14 protein-coding genes are annotated in these 13771 nt (G+C 25.5%); all 14 read right to left on the bottom strand.

Annotation, left to right across the window (positions count from 1 at the left end; genetic code table 4):
- Positions 1 to 144: 144 nt before the first annotated feature.
- The gene (locus ACXX86_RS03790) at positions 145 to 870 is read right to left on the bottom strand and encodes a class I SAM-dependent methyltransferase (protein ID WP_458561165.1); all 726 of its coding nucleotides are present in this window, start codon (positions 868 to 870) and stop codon (positions 145 to 147) included.
- A complete protein-coding gene (locus ACXX86_RS03785; protein ID WP_458561164.1) occupies positions 857 to 2398 on the bottom strand; it encodes an LppA-related lipoprotein in 1542 nt (513 codons plus the stop codon). The genes ACXX86_RS03790 and ACXX86_RS03785 overlap by 14 nt, the downstream gene beginning before the upstream one ends.
- 63 nt (positions 2399 to 2461) lie before the next feature.
- Positions 2462 to 3394 carry an ABC transporter permease gene (locus ACXX86_RS03780; protein WP_458561163.1) on the bottom strand — a complete coding sequence of 311 codons (933 nt, stop codon included), beginning with the start codon at positions 3392 to 3394 and terminating at the stop codon, positions 2462 to 2464.
- Position 3395: 1 nt separating this feature from the next.
- The gene (locus ACXX86_RS03775; RefSeq protein WP_458561162.1) at positions 3396 to 5294 is read right to left on the bottom strand and encodes an ABC transporter permease subunit; all 1899 of its coding nucleotides are present in this window, start codon (positions 5292 to 5294) and stop codon (positions 3396 to 3398) included.
- The gene (locus ACXX86_RS03770) at positions 5287 to 6843 is read right to left on the bottom strand and encodes an ABC transporter ATP-binding protein (protein WP_458561161.1); all 1557 of its coding nucleotides are present in this window, start codon (positions 6841 to 6843) and stop codon (positions 5287 to 5289) included. Before ACXX86_RS03770 ends, ACXX86_RS03775 begins: the two co-directional genes overlap by 8 nt.
- Positions 6844 to 6956: 113 nt before the next feature.
- Positions 6957 to 8585 carry a BMP family ABC transporter substrate-binding protein gene (locus ACXX86_RS03765; RefSeq protein ID WP_458561160.1) on the bottom strand — a complete coding sequence of 543 codons (1629 nt, stop codon included), beginning with the start codon at positions 8583 to 8585 and terminating at the stop codon, positions 6957 to 6959.
- A gap of 175 nt (positions 8586 to 8760) precedes the next feature.
- A complete protein-coding gene (nusG, locus tag ACXX86_RS03760) occupies positions 8761 to 9342 on the bottom strand; it encodes a transcription termination/antitermination protein NusG (RefSeq protein WP_458561159.1) in 582 nt (193 codons plus the stop codon).
- A 3-nt stretch (positions 9343 to 9345) separates the two neighbouring features.
- Entirely contained in the window at positions 9346 to 9558 is a 213-nt protein-coding gene (gene secE / locus ACXX86_RS03755) for a preprotein translocase subunit SecE (protein WP_458557500.1), read from the bottom strand.
- Positions 9558 to 9701 (bottom strand): 50S ribosomal protein L33, encoded by a 144-nt coding sequence (rpmG, locus tag ACXX86_RS03750; RefSeq protein ID WP_436358942.1) that lies wholly within the window; start codon positions 9699 to 9701, stop codon positions 9558 to 9560. Before rpmG ends, secE begins: the two co-directional genes overlap by 1 nt.
- 29 nt (positions 9702 to 9730) lie before the next feature.
- Positions 9731 to 10240 carry a hypothetical protein gene (locus tag ACXX86_RS03745; protein ID WP_436358941.1) on the bottom strand — a complete coding sequence of 170 codons (510 nt, stop codon included), beginning with the start codon at positions 10238 to 10240 and terminating at the stop codon, positions 9731 to 9733.
- Positions 10241 to 10253: 13 nt separating this feature from the next.
- Complete coding sequence (gene rlmB / locus ACXX86_RS03740) at positions 10254 to 10934, bottom strand: 23S rRNA (guanosine(2251)-2'-O)-methyltransferase RlmB (RefSeq protein WP_458561158.1); 681 nt, start codon at positions 10932 to 10934, stop codon at positions 10254 to 10256.
- Positions 10935 to 10984: 50 nt separating this feature from the next.
- Positions 10985 to 12190 (bottom strand): cysteine--tRNA ligase, encoded by a 1206-nt coding sequence (cysS, locus tag ACXX86_RS03735; RefSeq protein WP_458561157.1) that lies wholly within the window; start codon positions 12188 to 12190, stop codon positions 10985 to 10987.
- A gap of 1 nt (position 12191) precedes the next feature.
- Positions 12192 to 12899: a M48 metallopeptidase family protein gene (locus ACXX86_RS03730; RefSeq protein ID WP_458561156.1), complete on the bottom strand. Its 708-nt coding sequence runs from the start codon at positions 12897 to 12899 to the stop codon at positions 12192 to 12194.
- Between the two features lie 3 nt (positions 12900 to 12902).
- Positions 12903 to 13583, bottom strand: coding sequence for a nuclease-related domain-containing protein (locus ACXX86_RS03725; RefSeq protein WP_458561155.1), 681 nt, complete (start codon positions 13581 to 13583; stop codon positions 12903 to 12905).
- Between the last annotated feature and the right edge of the window lie 188 nt (positions 13584 to 13771).

Genomic DNA, 13771 nt, shown 5'->3' with positions numbered 1-13771 from the left:
TTTTATCAAAAATGGTATAAAGAAAAAACAAAAACAATAAAATCAACCAAAAAAAACAAAAACAATAAAATCAACCAAAAAAATGGTTGATTTTGTCTTTTTTGCTATTAACTGGGAAACTCGGGAAAATAAGGACTCTAATCCTTATTTTTTTACTATTCAAAAATTTGTATTGTCTGAAATTTCTAAAATTTTTTTACTTTCTTTAAAATGTTCATCGCGACTTATGATATCTAAAATTTCAAAATTTTGATTTTCAAGAATTGTTTTTAATTCATTTTTAGAATATAAATGTAAAAAATCACAAATTTTATCTTCGTTTTTGAAAATAAAATCACCATATTTTTCAAATCTAAATTCATTTTTACATTCTTCTATAAAGTTTTTATAATATTCTAAATATTCTACTTCTTCTCTATCGTGACAAGAAAAAATGAATATTCCCTTTTCCTTTAAAACTCTAAATACTTCTTTTAAAGCGTTTATTCTGGATTTTTCACTTGGTATTCCAGGTCAACCATTAAAGGAAAATAAAACATAATCAAAAGAATTATCTTTAAAAGATAATCTTGATGCATCTTCAACTTTAAATTCAATATTATATTTTTTGGATAAATTGATTTCTTTTGCTTTTTCTATCATATTTTGTGAAATATCAATCGCGGTTATATTTTGATAACCGAGTTCGTAAAGAGCAAATGTTGTTCTACCAACACCACAACCTAAATCTAAAATTTTTAATTCTTTATTTGGAAAATATTTATCAATTAAAAATTTTTCTGATTCTCACAATCCTATTTCTTGAAAGTCTTTTTTATATCTTTCAACTGTTTTTCTTTCTTGAAAAACTTTTTTATTATTTAAGTTCATTTAAATTAAATTCAATTAAGTCTTTTGTTCAGTGTATTTCTTGATCTGAAAAAGTAATGGATCTTAAGTCATTAATAGAACTGGAAACAAAAGGAAAAATCTTTAATTCAAGTTGCATTATTATTTTATTTTCTTCAGAGTTAGTTTCTTTAAATACATAAAAGTCAACATTTTCAATAATCTCTTTTGTAATTGATGTTATAAAAGGATATATTGAAGTTTTATCTTTTCTTGATATAAACTTAGTTGCTCTTGGTAAATTATCTCAGTTATTATAGATTTTTTCTTTTTCTTTATCATAAACAGCAATTAATAATTTATTAAATATAGCACTTTTTAATGTATCTTTTTCTTGGTTTGTAATAGAAAGTGTTATTTTTTGTTTTTCATTAGTTATATTCATATTACTAATGCTATTTTCAATTTTGGATTTTAATTTATACTTATTAATTATTTCTATTGCTTCATTTTCAAGTAAATAAACTGAAAAGGGATTAGAAATTAAACTACCATTTTGATTTTTTTCAAATTTTCTAAATCCTGAAAATTCAAAATATTTATGATAAGAATCTGTAACTCCTGTATTATTATCAATTTGTTTAATAGAGACTTCAACTTGCATAGTCCCTTCTAAATCGTTAGCAGATACCCCAACAACTTCATAATTATATTTTGGTTTAGTTGAATCTTCGTGTTTTTCAAAAAATAAAGTACTTAATGAAGGATTTAAAACAATATTTTTATCTTTGAAAAGTTGTTTTAAATTTTCTTTATTTCCTGAACCTAAATATTCATAATTTAAAGTGAAATCATCAGTTGTTGATGAATTTTGCAATTCTCTAAAACTATCAATATTTGAATTATATTGTAGCATTGAAGCAACTAAAGAAGGAAATAATTTTAGTACGCTTGAGCTTGTTAAATCTTTTTTTGTTAAAAAGTTTTCTCTTTCATCAACTGTATTTGTTGAATTAGTTTTAAATCCTTGTAAAGATATGGCGATGTTTTTATCTTGATGATTTTTAATAAAAATTAAAACTAAATCACTAATTTTTCCTGCTGAATTATTAATTTTATCTACATTTGGAAAAATAACTCTTATCTTATATTCTTCTTGTAATTCTCATTTAATTGAAATGTTTTGAGCAATTAAATCAGGAGCATCTTTATATTTATAATAAAAAGAAAGTGCATCTAATTGTTTATTTCTTTCTGTTACTTCTAGTGTTGTTGGAAAATCTTTTAAAGATGCAAAAACATCTGTATTTTGCTGTTTATTGTCGTTTTCATCGTTGTTTAAAGTGTTATTAGAAGAATTATTATTTCCTGCTTGTGTATTGGAATTTGTATTTGTTGAAGTATTTATATTTTCACTTGGATTTGTGATTTTTGGTTGTTCTGGTTTTATTGAATCTTCATTTGTTGTTTTTTCAGTTTTATTCTGCCCACATGCTACTCAAGATAAAGTAATAGGTGATAAAACTATAAATGATTTTCAAAATTTAAAATGATTTTTATTTTTTTTCATAATTATTATTTTATCACTTTTAAAGTAATAAAAAAAACAAACCATTTTTGGTTTGCTTTAAATTTAACGTTTTGATTTGTCATATGGTTGTCCAACTGCAGCTGGAGCAATCGCCCTTTTCGATGTAAATATTAAAATAAATATTGTAATCAAGAATGGTGTAGCTGTAATTAAGAAACCATATTGACTTGCAGCTGCTAACACCCCTGTGTTTGATGCTTGTAGTGTTAAAGCTGTTCCGTAAATTAATGAGAAGATTATAGTTACAAAGAAGATTCAGGAAGTTCTTCATCTACCCATAATTAAAATAGTAAGAGCTAAGAATCCAAATCCACCGGCATTTCCTGTAAAACTAATTCCTTTTCATTGATAGAAAATTCCTCCTCCAAGTCCAGCAAGTAATCCAGAAATAATTAATCCTTGTCATTTGTAGAAATTAACATTAATTCCAGCAACGTCTGCTGCTTGTGGATTTTCTCCGATAGCTTTTAGTCTTAAACCTCATTTTGTTTTATTTAATGTTATTAGAGCAACAAGAAATACAACTAATATTAAAGCTAATTTAAGAGAAACAATATTTTTAAGATTTGCAAATGAATCTTGAGATCATGCTAATTCTTGTGTATATTGTGAGAATTTATTAGCATCCCCAAAAGTTCTTAAGAAGAAAATACTTAGTGCAGGAGCTAATAAGTTTATTGCAACCCCTGAAATAATATGATCTCCTTTTAATTTAATGGTAACAAAACCATGTAATAATGCAAATAAGGCAGTTGCCAATGAAGAAATTATTAATAATGGTATTTGCATTCAGGCACTTTCTACTTTAAATAAATAGTTAAGTAGCCCATAAACAGTAGCACCAATTATTAACATCCCTTCAATTCCGATATTAACAATTCCAACTCTTTCACTAAACATTCCAGAAAGTGCTGAAAAACCAAGAATAACAAACAGTAGAACTGATGAAACTAAAATTATTGAAAATATTGCCATTTTATATTACCTCAATTCTAATTCATTTATGTTCATTTTTCATATTTTGTACAATTAAATCTTTTTCTTTGATGTATTGAGCTTTTAATTCAACTCTATTTGCTTTGTATTGGTCTTTTAAAACTTTTAAGTCATAGAAACCAAGTTCAGAAAGTTGTTTATTAATTTCTCTTCTTTTTTCAGATAACTCTCTAAATAACTCAATTTTTTGCTCTTCGTTAATGTCTTTTTGATTCATAGCTTTTTTAAAGAAATCGGATTTAAGTTCATTTTGAAGAACTTTTCATTGTAGTTTGTTTGGTTCGTTTGTTAATTCGATTATTTTAATAGATAATTTGTTGTTTTTTCTCATAATTTTTTTACTAAATCAATATGCTTTAAAGATGCTAATTTTATGTTCTTTTGATAAATTTGATAATTTATTTAAAAATCTTGTATTAATTAATAATTCTTTTTCAAGGTGTTTAATATATTCATTAAGTGTAGCATTTTGACTTAATTTATTATTATTTTTAAAGTTTATAAATTCTTGAATATATTCTGCTTTTGCTTTTTTAAATACATAAGGTTTTTCTTTATGTAAATTTTGCAAGTGTTTAATATAATCATTTAAAACTTCTAATCTTCTACTTCATAGTTCAATTGTTTCTGAAGAATTATTTTTATTTTTAATTTGTTTTTTAATTTTTGTTCTTATTTGTTTATATTCATAAATCTTTCTATTTTCATGATAGAAATAATGACTTTTAACTAAGAAAATAAATTTAATAAATTTAGAAACTGGTTTAAATTTAAAGAAAATTACGGCGATAGCAGCAAAGTAAATGATTAATCCTGAAATCATTTGAACAGCTTGTGCATCTAATTTTGGATTTAAAATTTGAATATTATCTGAACCAACTGTTAAAAGTGAATAGAATATTGCTGTAAAAATAATTCCTATAGGTGAATTATAAGCCAGCAAGGAAACTGCTATAGCATCAAATCCTAAAGGTTCTGGAGATGAAAGTATAGGTAGATTTTGTCTTGAGAAAACAAATCAAAGGAATCCTGCTATTCCTGCTAAAAGTGCTGAAACACTTAAAATAGATATAATTAATAATTTTTCATTTGTTCCAGAATATTTAGAAGCATTTTTGTTAAATCCAGTCATTTTAATTTTATAACCAATAGGTGTTTTTTTGATTATAAATCAAACTGTTATAGCAAAAATAAATGATAGTCCTAATAAAATTCCTGCAAATGCTTGTGAATTAAAAAAATCATTTTCAAAAATTATTTTTTTAGATATTGGTAAATCTGTTAAACCTGGAGGTAAAGTAAAAGGAAGGCCTTGAATTTTCCCAACAAGTAATTGATAAGCAATATAGTAAATAATTCAATTTAATAAAATTGTTGAAATAACTTCATTTATATTAAAGAATGCTTTTAGTAATCCAGCAATCATCCCTACAAAAACTGCTGCAACTAATCCTGCTAAAAGTCCAACTATTAAATGTCATCCTTTAACAACTATTTCGGTATTACTGGTTGAACCTAAATAACTTACCACAACAAAACAAACAAGACCTGAAGCCATCATTTGCCCTGGTATTCCTATATTAAACATCGATGCTTTAAATCCAACACCAACAGCAATTGATGCAAATATAAATACTGAAATAGTAATTAAAAATCTATAAATAAACTCTTCTTTTAATGAAGAATTTATAATTTGGTAATAAATTTCAAACGGATTAGAACCTAAAGATGCAATAAAGATAGAAGCAATTATCATTCCAAAGAATAATGCTCATAAAGAACTAAATATTTTCTTTCTTGCATTTGTATTATCTTCTTCAAAAAAGAAGTTTGAAAATCTTTTAAATAAAGATATTTTCTTTTCTTCTACTTTATTCATTGTGTACTCCTGCCATTAATAATCCTATTTCGTTTCTTGTAATATTTTTTACATCTCTTTTGTCTGAAACTTTTCCTTTGTTAATAACTACTACTGAATCTGCTAAAGCAAAAATTTCATCTAATTCGTAAGATATTAGTAAAATAGTTTTACCTGCCGCTTTTTCTTGTAGTATTTTGTTATGAATAATGTTAATTGCTCCAACATCTAATCCACGAGTTGGTTGAACAATGATAATAAAATCGTGTTCAGTTAACATCTCACGCCCAACAATTGCTTTTTGTTGGTTTCCACCTGATAATGATCTAGCTTTGGATTTTCCATCTCTTCCACCACGAACATCATATTCAGTTTGTATTTCTTTATAAAAATTGTGAATTTTTTTAGTTGATAAAATTCCTAAATTTTTGAATGATTTATCTTTTAGTCTTCTAATTATTGAATTATCTCCAATTGTAAAATCTAAAACTAAACCATATTTATGTCTATCACCTGGAATATATGAAATTCCTTCTTCTTTCTTTTTACTTACTGACATATGAGTGATATCTTTTTCAAGAATTTGCCCTTTTTCATCTTCTTTATAAAGGATAATGTTACCATGCGAAGGTTTTAACATTCCTGAAGCAACAAATTCAATTTCTTCTTGTCCGTTACCTTCAACTCCAGCAATTGCTAAAATTTCTCCTTTGTTGATTGTAAATGAAACATCTTCAATTCCTTTTAGATGTTTGGCACTAACGTTTCTAAACTCAAAACCAACTTTTGTAAAGTTGTTTTCAGTGTTGTTTTTGGGCATTACTACCTTTTTACCAACCATTGCTTCTGAAATTTCTGAAATTGAAACATTTTTTAAAGAATTAAAGTGTCCAACAACTTCTCCGTGTCTAATAACGGTTGCTTCATCAGAAACTGATTTAACTTCATTTAATTTATGAGAAATAAAAATAATTGTTTTTCCATTTTCTCTAAAGATTTTCATTGTTTCTAATAAACCTTCAATTTCTTGTGGGTTTAGAACCGCAGTAGGTTCATCAAACACAAGAATTTCAGCATCACGGTAAAGCATTTTCATAATTTCTACTTTTTGTTGTGTAGAAACAGTAGCATCACCTGTTTTTTGATTTAAATCAAAATTTAAATTATATTTTTTTTGTATAGTTTGTATTTTTTGAATTGCTAATTTTTTATCTAAAAAACCTCTATGTGTAAATTCATCACCTAAAATAATGTTTTCTAAATTAGTATATGCATCAACAAGTTTAAAATGTTGATGAACCATACCAATTCCTAAATCATTAGCTTGGTTAGGATCTTTAATATACATACTGTGACCATTTATTTTAATTTGACCACTAGTAGGTGTATAAAGACCGAATAGAATTGACATTAAAGTACTTTTTCCAGCACCATTTTCACCAATTAAAGCATGAATGGTACCTTTTTTGATTTTAATATTAATGTTCTTATTGGCAATTATTGTTCCAAATTCTTTTGTAACATTAATAAATTCAATTGCATTTTCTACTTTATTAACTGTATTTTCCATTTTTCTCTTTCCTATATAATTTTAACAAATAAACAAATAAAAAAATAACATAAAAGTTATTTTTTTATTTTAATCTAATTGTTATAGTAGATTATTGGATTATTTTAATAAGATTATGAACCTTGGTGTGTTGTGTCGTTACCAGGTTGTGAAGCAGTATTGCTTCCTTGTGATTGACTTCCTTGATCACCTGTTGTATTTGTAGTTGGAGTAGTTTGTCCTGTTGGGGTTCCTGAACCTTCTGTTTGTCCAGAAGGATTTTGTGCTCCTGGTTGAGCTGCTGCTCCATCAGCTTGTCCTGTACCATTTTGTGTTCCTGAAGTTGTTGAATCAGTTGTACCTCCTCCAGAAGGGTTTTGTGGGTTGTTATTTGCCCCCCCCTGTTGTGTTCCTCCAGGGTTTGATGGTGCAGCAGGTTGTTCTGGAGTTGTTGCTTTTCCTGTTTGTTTGTTAATTTCTGCAGCTAATGAATTTAAAGTAGTTTGGTTACTTGCTGCTCCTGCTGGATCCATAACTGGAATACTTAAAAGAGTTTTAGCTTCTGCTTTTTTAGCTTTTGTAACAAGTTCTTTGAATTTTGTTGCTGCTTTGTCTAATGAAGCATCTGCTGCAGCTTTTTCACTAATTTGTGATTTTGCTAATCCAACAAAATCATCTCAGTATCCTAATTTAACATGAGCATTTTTTGTTCCTTCAGCAAATGTTGAAATAATATCTGAAGCTGCTCCTTTTTTAGTAAATAAGTCAGCTAATACTCTAAATAAAGTATTTCCGATTCTTTTTTCAATTGATGTAAAGAATAGTGTTTTTGAATCTTCAAAAGTTAATGATTGATCTGTATCCACACCAATTACAAATTGACCTTTATTTGATTTTTTAATTTGATCAATAGTTGTAGAAGTTAAACTTCCTGCAACTGGTAAAACAACTTTTGGTGTTTCAGTTGTTACTACTGAATTAACTTTTGGTGTTGATGTTGCATCTGCTTTAAATCCTGTATCTAAAGTTAATGTGTCTGCTGTTAATTTTGTAACTTTAGGGTTATTAGCATTGTAGTATTTAATTCCTGTTAAGTATCCTGCAATAAAGTCAGTAACTCCAGCTCCTAATCCTCCACCAAATGCTGCAACTTTTCTTTTTGCATCATCAGTTTCTTTAGTTGAGAAGTAGTCAGCTGTTGCATAACCTGCAATTCATCCTGCTTCATCTGTGTTGTAGTTTAATGAAATAAATCTACCTGATGGTAATTCTGAATCTGGTAAATCTCAGTCAATTGCAATAACAATAATTCCTTTTTGGTTGAATTTTTCTTTATTTACTTTATATCAGTTTAAAAAAGCACCTTTTTGTTGGAATCCAGTTAACACTCAAACATTAGAATCAGTTGTTAATAATGAATTATAACTTTTTTCTAAGTTAGATGAATCTCCCAATACATATTTGTTAGCTTTTGATTTGGTTTGGAATGATAATTGAGAAATTGCTTCTCAAGCTGATTGGTTAAATGATTTATCATTAACATTTCCTCCAGCTGTTAATAAAGTAATTTTCAATTCTTTAGCTGTTTTATCTGTGATTGCTTTTTGTATTTCTGGAGCTTTTTGGTCTACTAATGCTTTAATACCTGAGTAATCAGTTGTATAGTAATTGTTTTTATCTCCACATGAAACAACAGTTGCTAAAGTTGCAAATCCTGTTAATGTTCCACCGAGTCCTAATAATAATTTTTTACTTAATTTCATATTATTCCTTTATTTTATTATTTTTTAATATATATAATATTCACTTAATATTTGAAATTTTTCGAAAATTTGAATATCATATACATTAATTTTACCACTTTTTGAATTTTTTGCATAAAAGTGGAATAAAAAATGCATTTTATTGAAAAAAATGCAAATTTTTTGAATTTTTGAACTATTTTACTACTTCTAAATCTTTATGTGAAAATTTTGTAGGAGTTTTCCTACCAAATACTTCAATTTCTACTCAAGAATCACCTAATCTATCATCAGTTTCTATGATTGTTCCTTCTTCGCCTTCAAAACTACCTTCAATAACTCTAACTACGACATTAGGTTTGAAAGGTGAATCAATGATTCCAGCATTGTATTTTTCTCAACCTTTTTTTTCTGCTTCAAACATTTTTTTGATTTCGCGGTTAGAAACTGGTGTTGGTTTAGCTCCTTTTCCTGATGAACCAACAAGTCCAGTAACATATTGAGTATTACGCACAATAAATCAGGCATCATCGGTCATAAGCATTTTAGCAAAAATGTAACCTTTATACAGATTCTCTGTTTTTACAACAAATGGTTCCCCTTTTATTTTTTTATCAATTTCTTTTTGAGTTAAATGTGGTACTGTAAACATTTTAATTTCTTCAAAAATACTATCTAAAAATTCTGATTTTATTCTGTTATTTAAAGACTCAATAACTTGTTCTTCTTTTCCTGATATGGTTGAAATCATATATCATTTAAAATTTTCTTTTTCCATTATTTAAAAACCTACTCCTATTGAATTTCAAATTAAAGTTGCAACGAAAGAAATAGAAACAAATAAAATTGAACAAATAACCACAAAGATAATAGTTCACATAAAGTTTTTATTAGCATCTTTACCTTTTGGTCACTTAATTCTTTTTATTTCTTTAATTCAATTTCTGAAATAATATTTTTTTTCTCTTTTCTTTTTGTTTCTTTTTTCTTTCATTATTTTTCTTCCTTGTGTAAAGTTTGAGAATTGCATTTTCTGCAAAACTTGTTGATTACTAATCTGTCATCTACAGATTTATTTTTAACATAATTTTTTGACTTGCAAACTTCACAAGCTAATGCAATTTTTTCTTTAGACATAGTTTATTAATTATATATTATTTTTGCAATTATTTGAAATATTCAACTGCTTCGAGTTTTACTTTTTCTAAAAACCTTTTAATTTTAAAGGATGATGTATAAAACTGATTAGATATTTCCTTAATTGTTTTGTTATTAAGATAATATAAATTTAAGATATTTAATTCTTCATGAGAAAACTTTTTAAAAAATCTTTGACAGTCTTCTTTAAAAAGATATTCTTTTGAATTTTCTGATTCTAGTTTGGTTAAAATTTCATCTTCAAATGAAATACTAAAATTCATTATTTTAGAATTATTTTTAGTAAATGATTTAGCATAAGTCATTAATTTATTAAACAAGATAGCATAAATTACACCTTTTTTGTCTTCTTGATTATATTTCTTTGCTATTTCTGCTACTTCTAAAACGATGGATAATCCATAAATATTAATATCTTCTCAAGTTAAAGGAATGTATTTGAATTTGCTAAAAACATTTTTAGAAGCCGCAATTACTAGTTCTTTATATTTTTCTATTTCCTTTTCTGATTTGTTCATCTTTTCCTTTGTTTTACTTTAATTTAAATAAAACAATTCCGGCTGCTACTGATACATTTAGTGATTGCACAGTTCCTTTTAAAGGGATATAAATATTTTGATCACACATTTTTTCTACACTTTTAGATATCCCATTTGCTTCGGAACCTAAAATTAATGCCAGTGGATAGTTAAATGTTGTTTGATTAATATCGATGGAATTGGAACTTAAAGTTGTTCCATAAATTCAGAATTTTTTTTCTTTTAGTTTAGTTATTGTTGCACTAATAGATGCAACTTTAATAAATTTCATATTTATAAATCCGCCAGATGATACTTTTAAAACTGTTGGGGTAATATCGACAGAACGTTCTTTAGGAAAAATAATATGATTAATTCCACTGGCATTTGCTGTTCTTATTATTGCTCCGAAATTGTGTGGGTCTTGAATATGATCTAAAATTAAGATTTTTTCTGGTTTATCTTTAAATATAACATTTAAATCATGTGTTTCAATATCACTGATTTGTGCAATAAAACCTTGATGGTTTTCTTTTGTCAGATTATCTAAATATTTGTAATCTTTTTTTATAACTTTAATATCTTTTTGTACTTTGATTAACTCTTCAGGTCTTGAAGAAAAAATTTGAATTATTGGTAATTTATGTTTTATTGCATCCAATACTGAATTTTTCCCACAAATATATTTTGCCATTATTTAAACTCTCTTTTCTTCTTTCTTTTATTTATTTTTCCATTATTTGTTTATAAAATATTTTTTTCATATAAGATTACTCTTAATTTATCTGCTTGATCGTATTTTTTCTGTTCTTTTAGTTCTTTTCATTTATAATAAATTTCTTTAATTTCTTGATCTAATTGTAAATTAACATAATTAAATCCAAGTAGTTTATAAATTTCAAATAAAGTTGCAAAGTCTTTATTTTTTTGTATTTTACTTATTTCTTTATTTGCTTGTGCAAATTTCAATTCAAGAAATAATTGCATTATTTTTTCAATCTTAGAAGTATCAATTACTAAATTACTTTTTTCTAAAAGAAATTGATAGTATGATTTAGTTAATTGTTGAATTTTATTTTTATTAGAAATAATAAGTTCATCACTTAAATCAACAGGAGAAAAAATATTAGTTGTTAAAATAATATTTCTAAAAGTGTCAGGTCCGTATAAAAAAGCAAAATCTTTTGCAAGCAAAATATTTCCTAATGATTTAGACATTTTGTAGCCATTTTTATTAATAAAACCAGCATGAATTCATTCCTTGGCAATTGCTTTATTAGTTAAAGCAAAATGCTGTGCATTTTCATTTTCATGATGGGGAAAAAGCAAATCAACACCACCAGCATGAATATCAATGGTTTTTTTATTAAAGTAATAATAAATCATTGCACAACACTCTGTATGTCATCCTGGACGTCCTTGTCCAAATTCAGAATCGTATTTTATACCTAATTCTGTATTCTTTCATAAAGAAAAATCCTGTATATTTTTCTTTTTTAAAGAATTATCTTCTTCGTTTTTCATATCTTCTAATTTGCGATTAGATAGACTTCCATAATTATTTATTGTTTTAACATCAAAGAAAACATTACCTTCACTTTTATAAGCATTTTTATTATCTAATAATTCTTTAATATAATTTTTAATTCAATCTAGTTTATCTGTAATTTTTAAAATTTTAGTTGGTTTAACAATATTATAAATTTTAAATAACTTTAGATATTCTTGATAATAAAATTCACTGATTTCTTTTTCGCTTTTATTTTCTTCAATTGCTTTTTGTATGATTTTATCATCAATATCAGTGATGTTGTGAAGATAATTTATTTGGTAATTAAAGTATTTTTTAACTCTATTTAAAATATCTATAAAAACAAGAGAGCGCATATTTCCAATATGCACATGGTTATAAACTGTTGGACCACATAAATAAATATTTTCTTCTTTCATTTTATTGATATTCCTTATTGTTTAATTTTTTAGTTTTTTGGTCATAATCAGGACAGTATTTATATACTATATCTCAAAATTCTTTTGAATGATTAGGGACAAAACAATGAGCTAATTCGTGGTAAATTACTGAATCAATGATATCTTTGGAAAAAGGGGATAATGCTTCTGAAAAATAAATTTCTTTTCTAAAAATATGATTAGTACCTCAAGTAGATTTTTTAACTCTTACAAATACTCTATTTTGATGTTTTATTCCCATTTCTTTTTCGATGTTTGTTAATCTCACTAATAAATATTTTAATAACTCTCTTTTTCTAATTTCTTCTATATATTCTATTACTTGCTTTTTAGTTTTTAAGAGTCTTGGTTGAAAACCAGTTCTTAAAGGAACGAATTTATATTTTCCAAAAAATAAATCAAAAAGGCAATGAATTTTTTCTCCAAATAAATAAAAATATCTATTGTCTAAATCTATATCTTTTGTAAATAAAGTAGTTATTATTTTATCTTTATATTTATTAAAAAAAGGTCTAATAAATTCTATTAATTGTTCATCATCAAGTATTTTTTCATTTTTAACTAAAATAAAATCTTTTTTTAATGCTATTTTTTGGGTATTTGAAGTAGTTACTTCTTGCTCAACTTTAATTGCTAAATTATCAATTATTAATTCTCTTGATACTTTTTGTTTTTCTTTACTTTCCATATTTTACCTACTTGTTGAAAAAGATTTTAATACTAAATAATCTTTTTTATTATTTGTTTGATATTTTTCAAAAGCTTCTTTAATAGCTTTTAGAGTTTCTGGGTTTATTCTTTCTTCTAATGAAGTGTTTATATCAAAAAGAATTTGATTGAGTTCATCTTCTAAGCAAATGATAACATAAGCTAACTCATTTTCGATTTCTAACCTTTGTGCTCTGTTTGAAAACACAATTAAAGAAAGAATAGGAAAATTTCCATCTAACATTTTTTTTATATGATAAATATGCTTATCATTTTGATAAATAGGATTAGAAATTTCAAAACTCTTATTTCCTAGGACTTTATTTAGTGTTTTTTCTGTTGAATTTCCTTTAATAACACCATTTATTGATTTTATTTCTACAATAATAATTGCTTTGTTTGTTAATAATATTCCATCAACTTCAAACAATTGATTATCATTGTATTTATACAAACTGCTTTCTAAAAAATAAAAATTATTTTTTTCTGCTCATTTTCTTAAAAGAAAATTAATATTTTTTTCTGCTTCTAAACCCAGTTGCTCTTGTTTAGACATTTTTTTAAAATATTTAAACCTTAAAAAAAGCAAAAAGAAAGTTATTAAAAGCATCAAAAACATACTTACACTAATTCCTGCAATTACCGATATTTGCTCTTGATTCATTTTTCCCCTTTATTTTTATTTAAATTATACTATTTTGTCTTTACAAATAAAAAGAAAAAGACAAGATAAATAAATATCTTGTCTAAAATTTTATTTATAAATAATTTATATGATAAATATTATTAAGCTACTGCTTTTCCTTCTGATCCTTCAGAACCTGGAGTAGGTGTTGAAGTTTCTGTTCCTGA

It is taken from the genome of Mycoplasma sp. CB776 (assembly GCF_054343395.1).
Note: the sequence above shows the minus strand (reverse complement) of the source record. Positions and strands in the feature narration are given on the sequence as shown.